The 15,092-nt window shown below is 62.1% G+C and carries 20 protein-coding genes; 14 read left to right on the top strand and 6 right to left on the bottom strand.

What is annotated here, in order from left to right; translation table 11 throughout:
* Positions 1–8: 8 nt before the first annotated feature.
* The gene (locus tag AC1DPR_RS27195) at positions 9–662 is read right to left on the bottom strand and encodes a thiamine phosphate synthase (RefSeq protein ID WP_477817570.1); all 654 of its coding nucleotides are present in this window, start codon (positions 660–662) and stop codon (positions 9–11) included.
* A gap of 107 nt (positions 663–769) precedes the next feature.
* Between AC1DPR_RS27195 and AC1DPR_RS27200 the strand changes: the two genes are divergently transcribed.
* Together AC1DPR_RS27200 and AC1DPR_RS27205 are read left to right on the top strand one after the other, a co-directional pair.
* The gene (locus AC1DPR_RS27200) at positions 770–1,534 is read left to right on the top strand and encodes a sulfite exporter TauE/SafE family protein (RefSeq protein ID WP_025660871.1); all 765 of its coding nucleotides are present in this window, start codon (positions 770–772) and stop codon (positions 1,532–1,534) included.
* A 69-nt stretch (positions 1,535–1,603) separates the two neighbouring features.
* The gene (locus AC1DPR_RS27205; protein WP_018858893.1) at positions 1,604–1,864 is read left to right on the top strand and encodes an ArsR/SmtB family transcription factor; all 261 of its coding nucleotides are present in this window, start codon (positions 1,604–1,606) and stop codon (positions 1,862–1,864) included.
* Positions 1,865–2,018: 154 nt separating this feature from the next.
* Here the strand turns inward: AC1DPR_RS27205 and AC1DPR_RS27210 are convergent, their stop codons facing one another.
* Positions 2,019–2,192 (bottom strand): YdcH family protein, encoded by a 174-nt coding sequence (locus AC1DPR_RS27210; RefSeq protein ID WP_018858894.1) that lies wholly within the window; start codon positions 2,190–2,192, stop codon positions 2,019–2,021.
* A gap of 230 nt (positions 2,193–2,422) precedes the next feature.
* Here AC1DPR_RS27210 and AC1DPR_RS27215 point away from each other — a divergent pair, with 230 nt between their 5' ends.
* The 8 genes from AC1DPR_RS27215 to AC1DPR_RS27250 all read left to right on the top strand — a co-directional run bounded on the left by AC1DPR_RS27215 (position 2,423) and on the right by AC1DPR_RS27250 (position 9,309).
* Positions 2,423–2,626: a YdcH family protein gene (locus tag AC1DPR_RS27215; RefSeq protein ID WP_025660870.1), complete on the top strand. Its 204-nt coding sequence runs from the start codon at positions 2,423–2,425 to the stop codon at positions 2,624–2,626.
* Positions 2,627–2,642: 16 nt separating this feature from the next.
* Positions 2,643–3,137 carry a 5-(carboxyamino)imidazole ribonucleotide mutase gene (purE, locus tag AC1DPR_RS27220; RefSeq protein WP_018858896.1) on the top strand — a complete coding sequence of 165 codons (495 nt, stop codon included), beginning with the start codon at positions 2,643–2,645 and terminating at the stop codon, positions 3,135–3,137.
* Positions 3,134–4,210 (top strand): 5-(carboxyamino)imidazole ribonucleotide synthase, encoded by a 1,077-nt coding sequence (locus AC1DPR_RS27225; protein WP_477817571.1) that lies wholly within the window; start codon positions 3,134–3,136, stop codon positions 4,208–4,210. The genes purE and AC1DPR_RS27225 overlap by 4 nt, the downstream gene beginning before the upstream one ends.
* Positions 4,211–4,374: 164 nt before the next feature.
* Positions 4,375–4,500 (top strand): type B 50S ribosomal protein L36, encoded by a 126-nt coding sequence (ykgO, locus tag AC1DPR_RS27230; RefSeq protein WP_003582204.1) that lies wholly within the window; start codon positions 4,375–4,377, stop codon positions 4,498–4,500.
* Positions 4,501–4,603: 103 nt separating this feature from the next.
* Complete coding sequence (locus AC1DPR_RS27235; protein WP_112646231.1) at positions 4,604–5,218, top strand: tetratricopeptide repeat protein; 615 nt, start codon at positions 4,604–4,606, stop codon at positions 5,216–5,218.
* 63 nt (positions 5,219–5,281) lie between these two features.
* Positions 5,282–6,355 carry an alpha/beta fold hydrolase gene (locus AC1DPR_RS27240; RefSeq protein ID WP_477817572.1) on the top strand — a complete coding sequence of 358 codons (1,074 nt, stop codon included), beginning with the start codon at positions 5,282–5,284 and terminating at the stop codon, positions 6,353–6,355.
* A 97-nt stretch (positions 6,356–6,452) separates the two neighbouring features.
* Entirely contained in the window at positions 6,453–8,192 is a 1,740-nt protein-coding gene (gene ggt, locus AC1DPR_RS27245) for a gamma-glutamyltransferase (RefSeq protein WP_192304449.1), read from the top strand.
* A 142-nt stretch (positions 8,193–8,334) separates the two neighbouring features.
* Positions 8,335–9,309 (top strand): threonine ammonia-lyase, encoded by a 975-nt coding sequence (locus tag AC1DPR_RS27250; protein WP_018858901.1) that lies wholly within the window; start codon positions 8,335–8,337, stop codon positions 9,307–9,309.
* A gap of 34 nt (positions 9,310–9,343) precedes the next feature.
* Here AC1DPR_RS27250 and AC1DPR_RS27255 read toward each other — a convergent pair whose 3' ends face one another.
* The gene (locus AC1DPR_RS27255; protein WP_477817573.1) at positions 9,344–10,141 is read right to left on the bottom strand and encodes an SDR family NAD(P)-dependent oxidoreductase; all 798 of its coding nucleotides are present in this window, start codon (positions 10,139–10,141) and stop codon (positions 9,344–9,346) included.
* Between the two features lie 119 nt (positions 10,142–10,260).
* Between AC1DPR_RS27255 and AC1DPR_RS27260 the strand changes: the two genes are divergently transcribed.
* On the top strand, positions 10,261–11,205 hold the full coding sequence (locus AC1DPR_RS27260; RefSeq protein WP_477817574.1) for a GlxA family transcriptional regulator: 945 nt from the start codon (positions 10,261–10,263) through the stop codon (positions 11,203–11,205).
* On the opposite strand, the gene AC1DPR_RS27265 is transcribed toward AC1DPR_RS27260, so the two are convergent.
* The gene (locus tag AC1DPR_RS27265) at positions 11,196–12,125 is read right to left on the bottom strand and encodes a LysR substrate-binding domain-containing protein (RefSeq protein WP_018858904.1); all 930 of its coding nucleotides are present in this window, start codon (positions 12,123–12,125) and stop codon (positions 11,196–11,198) included. The genes AC1DPR_RS27260 and AC1DPR_RS27265 overlap by 10 nt on opposite strands.
* Before the next feature lie 108 nt (positions 12,126–12,233).
* On the opposite strand from AC1DPR_RS27265, the gene AC1DPR_RS27270 reads away from it, so the two are divergent.
* The 3 genes from AC1DPR_RS27270 to AC1DPR_RS27280 are packed head-to-tail and all read left to right on the top strand — an operon-like array spanning position 12,234 to position 13,599.
* A complete protein-coding gene (locus tag AC1DPR_RS27270; protein ID WP_018858905.1) occupies positions 12,234–12,653 on the top strand; it encodes a tautomerase family protein in 420 nt (139 codons plus the stop codon).
* Positions 12,650–13,051: a cupin domain-containing protein gene (locus AC1DPR_RS27275; RefSeq protein WP_062371834.1), complete on the top strand. Its 402-nt coding sequence runs from the start codon at positions 12,650–12,652 to the stop codon at positions 13,049–13,051. Before AC1DPR_RS27270 ends, AC1DPR_RS27275 begins: the two co-directional genes overlap by 4 nt.
* Complete coding sequence (locus AC1DPR_RS27280) at positions 13,048–13,599, top strand: DUF4865 family protein (protein ID WP_477817575.1); 552 nt, start codon at positions 13,048–13,050, stop codon at positions 13,597–13,599. Before AC1DPR_RS27275 ends, AC1DPR_RS27280 begins: the two co-directional genes overlap by 4 nt.
* Position 13,600: 1 nt before the next feature.
* Here the strand turns inward: AC1DPR_RS27280 and AC1DPR_RS27285 are convergent, their stop codons facing one another.
* Together AC1DPR_RS27285 and AC1DPR_RS27290 are read right to left on the bottom strand one after the other, a co-directional pair.
* Positions 13,601–14,236, bottom strand: coding sequence for a LysE family translocator (locus AC1DPR_RS27285; RefSeq protein WP_192304446.1), 636 nt, complete (start codon positions 14,234–14,236; stop codon positions 13,601–13,603).
* Between the two features lie 160 nt (positions 14,237–14,396).
* Positions 14,397–15,092: group II intron maturase-specific domain-containing protein (locus tag AC1DPR_RS27290; protein ID WP_477817576.1), on the bottom strand; the 696-nt coding region annotated here is incomplete at its 5' end.

Genomic DNA, 15,092 nt, shown 5'->3' on the forward strand with positions numbered 1-15,092 from the left:
GCGCGATATCAATCCTCAAACCGTGGCGCTTTTTCGTCCAAGAGCGCATTGATCTCGGCGACGATGGACGGCGCACGCCCGGCGTCCGCGAAAACCGCCAGCCGCAGCGCGACGAACTCCGCGCCGGTTTCGGCAACGGCCAGTGCGGAAGCTGGATCCGTACCGCCCATCACGATGCATGGGATCTCGATCATCGAAGCCCACCACTCGCCGAGCGCGAGGTTCTTGGGGTGCGCCTCCGGCTTGATGTCGCCGTCGAGCTTGCCGAAGAAGATGTAGTCCGGTCGCTCCTCGCCGATCTCAAGCGCATGGTGGCGATCAGCGGCATTGCCGCCGCCGACGATCAGCTTGTCGGCATACTTGTCGATCGCTTCGGAAATTTCGCTCGCCGGACCGGTCAGATGCAGGCCATCCGCCTTGCTGCGCCCGACGACGCGGCTGTCGCCCGCTAGCAGTGCGGCCGCACCTGACTCCTGAATGATGGGAACCAGCTTCTCGGCGTGCTTCTGGAACTCGCCGTCATTGAGGCTGTATTGCGGTACGATCACCGAGGCGACGTCACCGCCCTTCAAGGCGTCGCCGACGATCTTCGCCTTCTCGTCGACATCGGCAATGTCGGGCGCGATCAGAACTAGGCGGCAGCGGTTTTCCGGTTCGGTCATGAACTCTTTCCATTTACAGCAGGACAGGTCGTTTTGCGGCCTATCTGCACTCGTCTCGTGTGAGTAGTTCCGTTAGACGGGACTGGCAAGTGGAGGATTTCAAAAGCATGCCGATGGACTTGTCATTTTACTACGCCGCCGTTCCTGCTGTCATCCTCGTCGGATTGGCGAAAGGCGGCATGGGTGATGCCTTGTCGCTGATCGGATTGCCGTTTCTCGCTCTCGTCGTCTCGCCCGTTCAGGCCGCCGCGATCCTGCTCCCGATCCTCGTTTTCATGGACATGATCTCGCTCGTGATCTGGCGCGGACACGGCGACTGGACAACGCTGAAGATCATGCTGCCGGGCGCATTGTTCGGCATCGGGCTCGGCTGGGCGACTTCGGCGCTCGTTCCAGGCAATGCGCTTCGCGTCGTCATCGGCGCGGTCACCATCCTCTTTTGCCTTCGTTACTTCTGGAACAACTTCGGCCCGGCAGCCGGAAAGCATACGCCACCTCGAGCCCAACGGCCGCTGCTTGCGACGACGTGGGGAAGCCTGTCCGGCTATGGCAGCTTCGTCGCTCATGCCGGCGGAGCACCGTTCCAGATCTATGCCTTGCCGCTGCAGATGCAGCCACGGGAGTATACGGGAACCAGCGTCCGCTTCTTCGCAATTCTCAACGCCGTCAAGCTCATACCCTACTTCGCGCTCGGCCAGCTCGACACGCAGAACCTCTCCACATCGGCCACGCTGCTGCCGTTCGCGCCGCTTGCGACGATTGCCGGCGCCTGGTGCGTGCGCCGGATGAAGCCCGCGATCTTCTACCCTTTCATGTACGCCATGGCGCTCATTGCCGCCGTCCTGATCGCGAAGGAAGGCTTGGGTTTCTGACAATTTTGGGTTTCGTTGCGTCGCACAATTTCCTTGCCCGATTGCGCCGTTTGACGTAGCGTTTTCGCTATGTCGAACGTGGATCCCTTCACCGCGATAGCCGACCCTCACCGGCGCTTCCTGCTGGAGGAGTTGCGACGCGCGCCGAAGACCGTGAGCGAACTTGCCGAGGGGTTGCCGATCAGCCGCCCCGCCGTCTCCCAGCACCTCAAGGCGCTGCTGGACTGCAATCTGGTTTCGGTGACCGCAGAAGGCACCCGACGCATTTATGCGGTCAACAATCGCGGCTTCGACAGGCTCAATCTCTGGCTCGATCAGTTCTGGGCCTAGCCCGACCGCTCAAACGAAGGACGCCGGCTCGCGACTTTCCGTCGGAGCCGGCGCCATAACCGCCTGTCGAGCACGAACTGGTCTAAGCTTTTGGTGAAATTGGAGTTTTGCCCTCCTCGCCTAGGGCCGCGTTCGTTGATTTATTGCATCCTACTCAATGGAAGGATGATTTAAGGCGCTCAATCTCGTCCTTGATCCGCAATTTTCTGCGTTTGCACTCAGCTACTTCATTATCGTTTCGGGAGGGGGATGTCATAAGCGAATGCAACTCCTCCTCGAGAGCAACATGCTTTTTCTGGAGTGACTCAAGATGAGCTTGAACAGTCATTTGACCCTTCCTTCCTCTTACCTCTCCCCGGCCAACACCGCCGGAGATCCAAGGCGTCAACCCTTCGACTGTGACATATTTTTGAAGCCTTGTCGAAGGTGAAAGCAAGGAGAACACGTGGCAAAATCATGACGAACAGCCGCTAGCCGTTACCTCCAATTGGTGATAGGAGCTTGCGGAAACTATCGGCAGAACGGACGATGTCCGAAGACGGTTATGGGGAATGCAAAATGGCCGATCAGGAACAGGCGGAAATCAGGCTCATGGTCGCAAGACTGCGCCAGGAGCACGAGGATTACGACGCCGCCATCAACGCCATGATTGCCACTGGATGCGACGCATTGCGCATCCAGCGCATGAAGAAGAAGAAATTGGTCATCAAGGACAAGCTGTCCAAGCTGGAAGACCAGATCATCCCTGACATCATCGCCTGAAGGGAACGCCGTGACGATGACAGACAGACCATCCGTTGCCATCATCATGGGAAGCCAGTCCGATTGGGAGACCATGAAGAACGCCGCCGACACGCTGGAGGCGCTCGAAATTCCCTATGATGCGCGCATAATATCGGCCCACCGCACACCGGATCGCCTGGTGAACTTCGCAAAGTCCGCCCGCGATGAAGGCTTCAAGGTGATCATTGCTGGCGCCGGCGGCGCGGCCCACCTTCCCGGCATGGCCGCAGCCATGACGCCGCTGCCAGTTTTCGGCGTCCCGGTCCAATCCAAGGCACTGTCAGGTCAGGACAGTCTTCTTTCCATCGTCCAGATGCCGGGCGGCATCCCGGTCGGCACGCTTGCCATCGGCAAGGCGGGTGCGATCAACGCCGCTCTTCTGGCAGCAGCCGTACTGGCATTGTCGGACGAAGAGATTGCCGACCGGCTCGACGAATGGCGCGAGCGCCAGAGCGCCGCGGTAGCCGAATATCCGATGGACGACCTATGACAGTAAGAACGATCGGCATCATTGGCGGCGGCCAGCTCGGCCGCATGCTTGCCATGGCCGCTGCACGACTGAACTTCCGCACCGTCGTCCTGGAACCGCAGGCCGACTGTCCAGCAGCGCAGGTCGCCAACGGACAGATCGTCGCCGCCTACGACGATCCTGCAGCGCTGGCCGAACTTGCGAAGGCTTGCGACGTCGTTACCTATGAGTTCGAGAATGTCCCGGTAACCGCCGCCGAAACCCTTGCAAGCAAGGTCCCGGTCTATCCACCGCCGAAGGCTCTCGAGGCCGCACAGGATCGGCTGGTCGAAAAGCGCTTCATCAATGGATGCGGCATCCCGACGGCGGGCTTCCACGCGGTCGACAGCCAAGCCGATCTCGAAGCGGCCCTGAAGGACTTCGGCGGACGCGGCGTTCTCAAGACCCGCCGCCTCGGCTATGACGGCAAGGGACAGAGAATATTCCGCTCCGCAGCCGATGCGCCGGATGGCGCCTTTGCAGCACTCGGCAACGTGCCGCTCATTCTCGAGAGCTTCGTTGCCTTCGAGCGCGAGATCTCGATCATCGCGGCGCGCGCGGCCGACGGCACCGTCGCCTGCTACGACCCAGCCGAAAACATTCACCGCAATGGCATCCTGCACACGTCGACCATACCCGCGTCCATCGCTGCGGAAACGGCAGCCGCCGCCAGCGAAGCCGCCGAGAAGATCCTGGCGGCGCTCGGCTATGTCGGTGTCATCGGCATCGAATTCTTCGTGCTCGCGGACGGCAGCCTGATCGCCAATGAAATGGCGCCCCGTGTCCACAACTCCGGTCACTGGACGGAAGCCGCTTGCGTTGTCTCGCAATTCGAGCAGCATATCCGTGCCGTCGCCGGCCTGCCGCTCGGCAATGCCGACCGCCACTCGGACTGCGTCATGCAGAACCTGATCGGTGACGATATTCTGGCCCTGCCCGACTGGCTGCAGCGACCCGACACGCTGGTCCACCTCTACGGCAAGACGGAATCCCGCCCCGGCCGCAAGATGGGCCACGTCACCACGTTGACCGCAAAATTGCCGGTTTTTCCCTGACAAAAGCCGCTTCGGCCCCGGGAAAAACACCGTCATGTGGTTGACAGAGCGGAACCGTCGGGTTATCTGCACGCCCAACCTGAAGAGCGCGCCCTGAGCGCGCTTTTGAATGTAATAGATACGGGCGAATGTGAATTCCCCCTCAAACATCGCGGATCAAAACAATGAAGATCAAGAATTCGCTCAAGTCGCTCAAGGCTCGTCATCGTGACAACCGCCTGGTTCGCCGCAAGGGCCGCATCTACATCATCAACAAGCTGAATCCGCGCTACAAGGCTCGTCAGGGCTGATATAGCGCGCCTGTACGGCTTCGTGGCATTCTGCGCCCGCCGTCCGGGGATTGCTTCTGCAATCAAATCAAATTGCTTTGATCTTCAGCGATGGCGGGCTACTATGTCCGCCATGCGTTTTTTTGCTATGACCTGCGCGGCGTTGCCGCTGTCCCTTTTCTTGTTCGCTCCTGTTTTCCCTGCCGCAGCTGCGGACAAGGATGTCATCGTCGAGCAGCCGGACGCAAACCTCTCACCCAAGCAGCATGTGAATCAGCTCTTCGAACAGCTGAAGCGCGAGCGCGACCCTGACAAAGCAAGCGGTATCGCCGATGAAATCCGTACCGAGTGGAACGACTCGGGCAGCGCGACCGTTAATCTCCTGATGCAGTGGGCCGACAAGGCGATTCAGGAGAAGCGCACCGCCGCCGCCCTCGACTTCCTCGATCAGGCGATCGCCCTCAAGCCGGATTACGCAGAGAGCTGGAATCGCCGGGCGACGCTCAACTACGCCAATGACAACTATCGCAAGTCCATGTCCGACATCGAGCGCGTGCTTGACATCGAGCCCCGCCACTTCGGCGCGCTCTCCGGCATGGCCGCCATTCTAATGGAAACGGGCAACGACGCGCTGGCCCTGAAAGCCTGGGAACGTTTCCTGGCGATCTATCCTGCCAATCGAAGCGCCCAGGAGCAGATGAATACACTCTCCGAAAAGCTGGCCGGCAGCCGCACCTGATCTTGACGGCGGCGCGCGCAGCCCAATCTTAGCCTCGGTTACGTGATTTCAGCAGATATTGCCATGCTTGCCGAAGCTTCCGCTTTCATTGCCTCTGTTGCCGCCGCTGTTGGCTACTCCATCTACATGGAACGGCAGTTCGAGGCCAATTATCCCAATATTGGCGAACTTACCGATATCGGCGGTTACCAGCTGAATGCCGTCCATGTTCCACGTCCCGAAACCGCCGATCTACCGCCGCTGGTCTTTATCCACGGAGCAGGCGGCAATCTGCTCGATCAAGTCGGCGCCTTCCTGGGATCGCTAGAGGGCCGTGCCGAGATGCTGTTCGTCGACCGGCCGGGTCATGGCTACTCGGAACGCGGCCGCCCCGAGAATGCCCTGCCGTCCGGACAGGCGGACGCGATCGCAACGCTGATGGAGAAGCGGGGAATCAAACGGGCTATCATCGTTGGCCACTCCTTCGGCGGCGCCATCGCGGCCGCCTTCGGCGTGCGCCATCCCGACAAGACGGAAGGCCTGCTCTTTCTCGCCCCCGCGACTCATCCCTGGCCGGGCGGCATCGATTGGTATTATCACCTGGCTGCAATGCCCATGCTCGGCTGGCTCTTTACCCACGCCATTGTCGTGCCGCTAGGTTTGCGACGGCTGGAGCAGGCGACGATGAACGTCTTCCGTCCCAATCCGCGCCCGGAAGACTATATCGCGAAGACAGGCCCCACCTTGGCGCTGCGTCCGCGCGCCTTTTACAACAACGCCATCGACTGCACCCGCCTGCTGGCTTACCTCAAGGCGCATTCTCCGCAATATTCCAGGATCACCGCACCTGCTGTCATCATCACCGGTGACAGCGATGCCATCGTCTGGGAACATATTCATTCGCAGGGGCTGGCCCGTGATATCGCCGGCTCCGAACTAGTGAAGATACAGGGCCTCGGCCACAAGCCGGACTATATGGTCACCGACGTCGCCATTGCCGCCATGGAGAAGATCGGCGGCGCCGCTCGCGACCTCCAGGCCGCCGCCCGCCAGGCCGAGCACCGCTTGGTGCACCAAAAGCCCGCGCGGCCGCCAGACATTGCCGCGCCCTTCGGCGATCCAGCCAGCCTGTCCGGGCCCGTCGCAACCGAAAACTAACCTTTCAGTAACGGAACACACCACTGCTGAGCGCAGTGCATTGCCGAGCGCTCGTTGCGTCCCATATCCATCGCACCGTCATGCTTTGAGGGAAGTCATGGATCAGCCCAACATCAGAATATTCGCGGTTGCCGCCGCACTGTCGCTCTCACTTGCACCGTCGGCGTTCGCCGCCTCGCCCGCGCCCGTTGAAGCCGAACATGGCATGGTGGTGACCGCACAGCATCTGGCGACCGATGTCGGCGTCGGTGTCCTGAAGAACGGCGGCAATGCCGTCGATGCCGCGGTTGCGGTTGGCTACGCCCTCGCGGTCGTCTATCCGACGGCCGGCAACATCGGCGGCGGCGGTTTCATGACGATCCGGCTGAAGGACGGGAAGACGACATTTCTCGATTTCCGCGAGCGCGCGCCGCTCGCAGCCACCAAGACGATGTATCTCGATGCGAAGGGCGATATCGTTCCCCGCGCCAGCCTCGACGGCTATCTCGCCGTCGGCGTGCCCGGATCCGTGATGGGCTTCGAGACGGCGCGAGAAAAATACGGCACGAAGTCGCGACAGGATCTGCTGGCGCCCGCCATTCGCTACGCCAAGGAAGGCTTCACGCTGGAACAAGGCGACGTGGCCAACATTTCCGGCAGCGCCAAGAGGCTTGCGAAGGATGAAGCCGCTGCAAAGATCTTCCTGAAAGCAGAAGGAAAGCCATACGCCGCAGGCGAAAAACTGGTGCAACCCGACCTCGCCGCCGTTCTTTCCAGCATCGCCGACAAAGGGCCAGACGCTTTCTATAAGGGCATGCCGGCCGACGCGATCACCAAGGCGAGCCAGGCGAAGGGCGGCATTCTCGCCAAGGAGGATTTCGAGCAGTACGCGGTGCGTGAACTGAAGCCCGTCGAATGCAGCTACCGCGGTTATAACATCATCTCCTCGCCTCCCCCCTCCTCCGGTGGCGTCATCATCTGCGAAATCCTCAACGTGCTCGAGGATTACCCGCTCTCCTTCCTCGGCTACGGTTCTGCTGAGACGGTTCACCTGATGGTAGAGGCGATGCGCCATGCCTATGTCGACCGCAACGCTGCCCTCGGCGATCCCGACTTCGTGGAGAACCCGATGTCGACATTGCTCGACAAGAGCTACGCCAAGGCGATCCGCGCCAAGATCGATCCCTATAAATCCGGCACGTCGGCCGACCTGAAGCCGCTCGGAGCCAAGGAAAGCGTCGAGACCACGCATTATTCCATCATCGACGATGAAGGAAATGCCGTCGCGGTCACCTATACGCTGAATGGTTCCTTCGGCGCTGGCGTTGTCGCGCCCGGCACCGGCATCCTGCTCAACAACGAGATGGACGACTTCACCTCGAAGCCTGGCGTTCCGAACCTCTACGGTCTCGTTCAGGGCGAGGCCAATGCGATTGCGCCGAAGAAGACGCCGCTCTCCTCGATGAGCCCGACGATCGTGACCAAGGACGGCAAGCCCTTCATGGTCATCGGCAGCCCCGGCGGATCGCGCATCATCACCATCACCCTCGAGGCGATCCTCAACGTCATCGATTTCGGCATGGACATCAGCCAGGCGGTCAACGCCCCACGCATTCACCACCAATGGCAGCCGGACAAGATCTATCTCGAGCCCTACACGCTCTCGCCTGATACGATCCGGGCGCTGATCGCCATGGGCCATACACTGGATGACGGCAGCGGCCCGCCGCAATGGGGGCAGGCCGCCGGCATCCTTGTCGGCGGAAAGAGCCTCGCCGATATCGAGAAGGGTGGCGGCGCACGCTACAACGGCGCGATGGACAGCCGCGCCTCCGAGGGCTCCGCCGGCGGATACTGATTGTCGGATGCGAGCGCGGAGGTAGTCGCCATTGATGCTGGCGCGTAGTATGGCGCTTTTCGTGTCACGGTGACAAAGTCGTCGTTCACAAGCATCACGTGTAGCCTTATGCAGGGGCGTACCGTCATTCGAAAGAGTCTCCATGACCAGCATTGAAATGATCGTTGCCGCCCGCGCCCGTCTGCGCGGACATGCGCGCCGCACACCCCTTCTCTCCTCTCCCTTCATCGACGAGCTTGCCGGACGGCGGGTGTTCGTGAAGGCCGAGTGCCTCCAACATACCGGCTCCTTCAAATTCCGCGGAGGCTGGTCCGCCGTTTCCGCACTCGATTCGGCGGTACGCGCGCACGGTGTCATCGCTTTCTCGTCAGGCAATCACTCGCAGGGTGTGGCGCTCGCCGCCAAGCTTCATGGCGTGCCTTCGGTGATCATCATGCCGTCGGACGCCCCGAAACTGAAGATTGCCAACACCCGCGCCCTCGGCGCCGAAGTCGTGCTCTACGACCGCGCCACACAGGATCGCGACGCCATCGGCGCCAAGCTTTCGGGCGAACGCAAGCTGACCCTGATCAAGCCGTTCGACGAGCCCCAGGTGATCGCCGGCCAGGGCACGACGGGTCTCGAGATCGCCGAACAGGCGGAAGAGGAAGGCATCAAGGCTGCCGAGGTGCTGGTGCCCTGCGGCGGCGGCGGCCTGACGTCGGGGATCGCGCTTGCGCTCGAGGCTAGCGCGCCTGCGTTCCGCGTGCGTCCCTGCGAGCCTGAAGGCTTCGACGATACGACACGGTCGCTGGCCTCAGGCAAGATCGAGCGCAACGCGGCGATGACCGGCTCCATCTGCGATGCGATCATTACCCCACAGCCCGGCAATATCACCTTCCCGATCCTGCAGCGCCTTGCGGGCCCCGGTATCGTCGTGACAGACGAGGAGGCGCTTCGCGCCATGGTGATAGCCTTTGTGCGACTGAAGATTGTCGTCGAACCGGGCGGCGCGGTCGCCCTTGCCGCAGCGCTGTTCCACGGCGATGAGATGGAGGAAGACAACGTCGTCGTCGTCACCTCGGGAGGCAACGTCGACGCCGATATCTTCGCCGGCGCACTGGCCCGGCACGGGTAGAGGCAGAACAAGCCTGCCCACCCCGTCTCTTACGCTACGCAGCCTTGTAGCGCGCCGCGGGTGCCGACTGTGACAGGTTCGGCATCAGCGCCTGGCGTGCATCCTCGTAGGCCTTCAGCAATCCGGCATCCTCGAGGGCCGGGATCGTCGCGAATTCACCTTGGTCAAAGCCGGAAAGAGACGCATCCACCATGTCTTCCGCCTGCATGACGATCTCGGTCGGCAGGTGTTCGACCGGCGTACCGGCAATGCCCCAGAATTCGGTCGCCGTCGCCCCCGGCAGCACCGCCTGAACGCGGATATTCTTATCCGCCAGCTCGTGCTTCAGCGATTGGCTGAAAGCAAGAACGAACGCTTTGCTTGCCCCATAGACCCCATTCAGAACTTCAGGCGCGATCGCCACGATCGACGCAATGTTGATGATCGAGCCGCCGCCGCGGGCCGTGAAACCGGGCACGGCTGCGTAGGTCAGCCGCATCAGCGCTGTAACGTTGAGATCGACCATCGCCTGCATCTTGTCGACATCGGAGGCCAGCAGCGGCGCGGTGCCGCCGACGCCGGCATTGTTGACCAGAAGGGTGATGCTGCGGTCGTTCTTCAACACCGCCTCGACACGCGCCAGATCAGCCTTGTTGCCGAGATCGGCAGGCACCGTTTCAACCGTCCTGCCCGTCTCCCGGGTCAACTTGGTCGCAAGCTCGGAAAGGCGCTCGGCATTGCGCGCGACTAGAATGAGATCGTAGCCCCGCTTTGCGAGCCGGTGGGCGTAGATGGCGCCGATCCCCGATGATGCGCCCGTAACGAGTGCGGTTCCTTTGTGCTGCTCGGTCATTGTCGTTCTCCGTGTTGGGCAACAGCGCCTGCTATTGGCCTGAGGAGAGTCTTACGCCTGATTGCCAATGTCTTGAATGTCATATAAACAACCTTTTAGGACAAACGGAGTTTCGAACCATGCAGCGCATTGCCGTCCTGCTCTTTCCCGGCTTTCAGATGATGAGCCTCGCCGCCATCTCCGCCTTCGAGTTCACCAACCTCGAACTCGGCGAACAGGTCTACGACATCGCCTATCTCTCCGAGACCGATGGGCCGGTGCGCGGCTCCTTCGGTGTCACGATGGAGACGACGCGGTTCGACGATCCCGCTTTCGATACGCTGCTGGTGTCGGGCGCCGTCGGCATCAAGCTGCCGACCCCAGGAGAAGGCGAATTCATCCGCAACGCGCTTGCCGCCTCCCGCCGCGTCGCTTCGATCTGCACCGGTGCATTTCTGCTTGCCGACGCGGGTGTGCTGGACGGCCGGCGCGCCACGACGCATTGGCTGCTCGCTCGAGAGCTGCAATCGCGCTACCCCAAGGTCAGGCTCGAGGAGGATCGCATCTTCATCATCGACGGCTCTGTCTGGAGCTCGGCGGGCATGACAGCCGGGGTCGATCTGGCACTTGCCATGGTTGAGAAGGATCACGGCGCCGACATCGCCCGCGCCGTTGCCCGCAAGCTCGTCGTCTACCACCGCCGGGCCGGCGGCCAGTCGCAGTTTTCCGCGCTGTTGGAACTGGAACCCAAATCGGACAGGATCCAGAAGGCGCTGGCCCATGCGCGCAGCAACCTGAAGAACACGCTATCCGTCGAAGAACTGGCAGAAGCAGCGGCGCTCAGCCCCCGCCAGTTCAGTCGGACCTTCCGCGCCGAGACAGGGCAATCGCCCGCAAAAGCGGTGGAGAACCTGCGCCTCGAGGCGGCCCGGCTGATGATGGAACAGGGCCGGCATCCGATCGACGTCGTTGCCACGGAGACAGGCTTCGCGGATCGTGAGAGGATGCGACGCGCATTCCTGCGCGCTTTCGGCCAGCCACCGCAAGCGATCCGCCGCAACGCGCAGCGCGAATATCAGGCATAGGCTCTTGCCGCCGGGCGGACCGCCTGCGGCACGACATCAGCGACGGCCTCCCGCACCGATTGCAACATGATGGACGCAAGCCGCGCCGTCGCCGGCCCGGGCTCCGCCTCGGCGCGATGCAGGACGAGACCGAGCGAGGAAAGCTCCGGCAAGCCGGCTGCGTCTGCGACAAGCGGCTTGACCTTTCGCGGCAGCCCGATCGGTGTGCGGATGGTAATGCCGAGCCCAGCGGCCGTCGCCGCCCACAATCCGCCGAGGCTCGGACTGACGAAGGCAAGCCGCCACGGAATGCCCGCCGCGTCGAGCGCCTTGGTCGCCGCGGAGCGCAACAGGCACGGGGCTTCCAGCGAGGCGAGCGGCATCGGCTCGCCGCCGCCGAGGCTCCAGTCAACAGCTGCTTCCGCCGGCCCGATCCAACGCATCGGGACTTCGGCGATCTGCTCGCAATGCGGCGTCAGCGTGCCATCGCTCCACGCGAGTGCCAGATCGAGCTTTCCTGATGTGACGCGCTCGATCAATTCGACATTGCGCACCACGCGCGCCTCGATGCGGACCTTCGGATGCGCGCGCGCAAAACGGCCGAGCACGTCGGGCAACAAGACCTCGCCGAAATCCTCCTGCAATCCGAGCCTCACCCAGCCTTCGAGCTCGATGCTCTTTACCGCTGCAGCCGCTTCGTCGTTGAGTTCCAGCAGCCGCCGCGCATAGGCCAGCATCGTCTCGCCGGCATCGGTGAGCGCAAGGCCGCGCCCCGCCTTGCGGAAGATCGGCGTGCCCGCCTGCTCCTCGAGCTTCTTCAACTGAGCGCTGACCGCCGAGGTCGAGCGGCCGAGCCGGTCAGCCGCTCGCGCGAAGTTGCCGAGCTCCATTCCGGTCGCAAAGGTCCTGAGAACATCGAGATCGAAGATCGTCCGTCGCATCACTTTCGTCCCGTTTTTGTGAATCGTATGTTCAAACAATTCTGATTTTCAGCATTATCGTGGCGTGCGATGCTTCTCCTGTCAAGAATTCACTCAAAGGAACTCGCCATGCCTTTTGTTCGTATCTCTCTACTGCGCGGCAAGTCGCCGGAGTATTTGCGCGCTGTTGCGGACAGCATTCATCGCGCCATGGTCGAGACGTTCAACGTGCCGCCCGCCGATCGTTTCCAGATCATCCACCAGCATGAACCGGGCGAACTGATCTTCGACCGCAACTATCTTGCCGGACCGCGTTCCGACGACTTCGTGCTTTTCGCCATCACCGCCGGAAAGCCGCGCTCGACCGAGACCCGCCAGGCCTTTTTCAAGCGGGCCACCGAGCTTCTCGGACAATCGCCGGGAATCCGGCCGGAAGACATCATGATCGTCGTCACCACCACATCACCGGATGAATGGTCGTTCGGCGACGGAAAGGCGCAGATGAGCGAACCCGGCTGGGAAGCCCGCGCCTTCGGGAGTGCGGCATGATGGGCAACCCTGAACGTATGACGATCCAGCGTCCGGGCAATGCCGTCCGCTCGCCCGTCGATATTGCCACCGCACCCTTCTGGGTGGAGATGCTGCTGGAAGGAACAGCCGACGGCGAGAACACGGCGATGCGGGCGACGCTCGATCCGGGCACGATCACACGCTGGCACACGCATCCGCGCGGGCAGCTGCTCTATGTTCTATCAGGCAAGGGTCTGGCGCAACGCGAAGGTGGGGCAGTCGACGAATTGCTGGTCGGAGATGCTGTCTGGTTCGCCGCCGGCGAGAAGCATTGGCACGGCGCCGGACACGACAGCCCGTTCAGCTATCTCAGTATTCAGGCAACCGAAGCCGGCCGCAACGTCGACTGGCTTGAGCCGGTGGAGATCCTCTCATGATGGCGATGCAGTACAGCTTCACCCTTCCGGCCGACTACGACATGTCGATCATCGACCGGCGCATCCGCGACAAGGGACCGATGCTGGACGGATTTCCCGGTCTCGGCTTCAAGGCCTACCTCAGTGCCCGCAGAGGCGAGTTCGGATCCCGCGAAAACCTCTATGCGCCCTTCTATCTCTGGCAGCAGCCGGAGCGCGCCAGCGACTTTCTTACCGGCACCGGCTTCGAGGGACTGATGCAGTCCTTCGGCTGGCCTCGCGTGAAGACCTGGATCGCATGGCACGCGGAAACCGCCTCCGCGATTGCAGAGGCAAAATTCGCTACCACAGAGATAGTCGCCATCGAGCCCTATTCCCCGCTCGCCGAGATCAGAGACGTGGAGGTCAGGCAGGCGCAACGAGAAGCACGACAGGCCGACGTCCTGGCCTCGGTTTCGGCCTTCGAGCCGACCAACTGGACGCTGGTGCGCTTCAGCTTGCGCCGATCGGCGCCGCCCATTGCAGGTTCAGGCCAGATCTATCGTGTTGGACACGTATCACTGCCCTAAATCAGGCCGCCGCCCGACGATAGAGCGCAAGCGAACCGGCCAACGCCAACAGCGTGCAGCCGCAGGCGCGCTCAAGCCACAACGCGCCGTTCGTCGTGAGGAATCGGACGGCCTGCACGCCGAACACGGCATAGGCCAGCATGATGATGAAATCGAGGGAGGCGAACACCAGTGCCAGCACGCCATACTGCGTTGCCTGCAGGCCGGTCGGATCGATGAACTGCGGTAGGAAGGCCGAAAAGAAGAGGTAGCCCTTCGGATTGGTGACTGCGACCATGAAGCTCTTCAACGCGATCGAAACCGGCGTCCCGCCCGCATCCGCCGCCCCCTGCCTCAACGCCGCATCGATCGTGCCTTTCGACCAGAGCATCATGATCCCGAGAAACGCCAGATAGGCTGCCCCAACGTACTTCAGGGCCGAGAACCAGAATTCGGAAGCCGCGAGCAGTGCCCCGAGACCGATCGCAACGGCGCCGATCAGGACAAAATCCGAGAGCACCGCTCCAACCATGCCGGCAGCGGCACGCCTGACACCGTAGCGGGAGCCGTTGGTCATTGCCAGGAGTACGGTCGGCCCCGGCGTGGCAATACCCACGAAGGAAACGACTGCGAACGCAAGAAGTGTGACTGTCTGCATGGTGCCCTCCCGATCTCTGCAGGGGAAACTTGCATGTGCATCGGCCATACACAAGGGGCGTGGGCTGACTGAAATCGGCATAGGGGGCGCTCGATGTGATCGCACCCCTGCCACACCACCCGGCATGCGGGTCCGCACCGGGCGGTTCGAGAGATTGAGGTTAGACGAGCCTGGGCATTCCAAGTTGGTCAACCCATCTAATGGTGAGGGTGGCGTTAAGGAGCTTGCCGCTGTTGCGCCACCAGCGACCGGCATTTGCTGCCACTTGCTGGGCCACCCCAGGTTTGGCTCCCCTTGCCATCATYTCCCGAAAGATCGTCCTGCCGTGCTTCCATTGCTTGAGCTGGATTGCCCTCACACGATGGCGCATCCACTCGTCCAGCGCTTGCCAGACCCGAGGTGTTTGCGCCAGCCGGAAGTAGGCTTTCCATCCGCGCACGAAGAGGCGCAGCCGTTCTGCCACCGCTTTCAGGGATCGACCCGTCACGCGCGGTGTCAGTTCGCGAATGCGCTCCTTGAACGCCTTGATTGCCTTGTCGGCAACCCGTCTCTTGACCACCCGCCCTGGTGCTTTGAAGAAAGCATAGCCGAGGAATTTGCKGCCGAAGACGGTGGCAACGGCGCTCTTGGTCTCGTTCACCTTAAGGCGAAGTCGGCCATAGAGACGCCGCAGCAGAGCCATCACCCGCTCGCCCGCCCGCTGTGATCGCACGTAGACGTTACAGTCGTCGGCATAGCGGCAGAAGGCATGGCCCCGCTGTTCAAGTTCCTTGTCCACCTCATCCAGCAACACATTGGCCAGAAGYGGCGACAGCGGCCCRCCCTGCGGCGTGCCTCGGGTCCGCTTGAGGACCAC

The sequence above is a fragment of the Rhizobium sp. 01T417 genome, assembly GCF_056398905.1.

Bases quoted from the DNA above. Each gene is read 5' to 3' on its own strand.
- AC1DPR_RS27195 (WP_477817570.1), bottom strand. From the start codon at position 662: ATGACCGAACCGGAAAACCGCTGCCGCCTAGTTCTGATCGCGCCCGAC.
- AC1DPR_RS27200 (WP_025660871.1), top strand. From the start codon at position 770: ATGCCGATGGACTTGTCATTTTACTACGCCGCCGTTCCTGCTGTCATC.
- AC1DPR_RS27205 (WP_018858893.1), top strand. From the start codon at position 1,604: ATGTCGAACGTGGATCCCTTCACCGCGATAGCCGACCCTCACCGGCGC.
- AC1DPR_RS27210 (WP_018858894.1), bottom strand. From the start codon at position 2,192: ATGACTGTTCAAGCTCATCTTGAGTCACTCCAGAAAAAGCATGTTGCT.
- AC1DPR_RS27215 (WP_025660870.1), top strand. From the start codon at position 2,423: ATGGCCGATCAGGAACAGGCGGAAATCAGGCTCATGGTCGCAAGACTG.
- purE (WP_018858896.1), top strand. From the start codon at position 2,643: ATGACAGACAGACCATCCGTTGCCATCATCATGGGAAGCCAGTCCGAT.
- AC1DPR_RS27225 (WP_477817571.1), top strand. From the start codon at position 3,134: ATGACAGTAAGAACGATCGGCATCATTGGCGGCGGCCAGCTCGGCCGC.
- ykgO (WP_003582204.1), top strand. From the start codon at position 4,375: ATGAAGATCAAGAATTCGCTCAAGTCGCTCAAGGCTCGTCATCGTGAC.
- AC1DPR_RS27235 (WP_112646231.1), top strand. From the start codon at position 4,604: ATGTCCGCCATGCGTTTTTTTGCTATGACCTGCGCGGCGTTGCCGCTG.
- AC1DPR_RS27240 (WP_477817572.1), top strand. From the start codon at position 5,282: ATGCTTGCCGAAGCTTCCGCTTTCATTGCCTCTGTTGCCGCCGCTGTT.
- ggt (WP_192304449.1), top strand. From the start codon at position 6,453: ATGGATCAGCCCAACATCAGAATATTCGCGGTTGCCGCCGCACTGTCG.
- AC1DPR_RS27250 (WP_018858901.1), top strand. From the start codon at position 8,335: ATGACCAGCATTGAAATGATCGTTGCCGCCCGCGCCCGTCTGCGCGGA.
- AC1DPR_RS27255 (WP_477817573.1), bottom strand. From the start codon at position 10,141: ATGACCGAGCAGCACAAAGGAACCGCACTCGTTACGGGCGCATCATCG.
- AC1DPR_RS27260 (WP_477817574.1), top strand. From the start codon at position 10,261: ATGCAGCGCATTGCCGTCCTGCTCTTTCCCGGCTTTCAGATGATGAGC.
- AC1DPR_RS27265 (WP_018858904.1), bottom strand. From the start codon at position 12,125: ATGCGACGGACGATCTTCGATCTCGATGTTCTCAGGACCTTTGCGACC.
- AC1DPR_RS27270 (WP_018858905.1), top strand. From the start codon at position 12,234: ATGCCTTTTGTTCGTATCTCTCTACTGCGCGGCAAGTCGCCGGAGTAT.
- AC1DPR_RS27275 (WP_062371834.1), top strand. From the start codon at position 12,650: ATGATGGGCAACCCTGAACGTATGACGATCCAGCGTCCGGGCAATGCC.
- AC1DPR_RS27280 (WP_477817575.1), top strand. From the start codon at position 13,048: ATGATGGCGATGCAGTACAGCTTCACCCTTCCGGCCGACTACGACATG.
- AC1DPR_RS27285 (WP_192304446.1), bottom strand. From the start codon at position 14,236: ATGCAGACAGTCACACTTCTTGCGTTCGCAGTCGTTTCCTTCGTGGGT.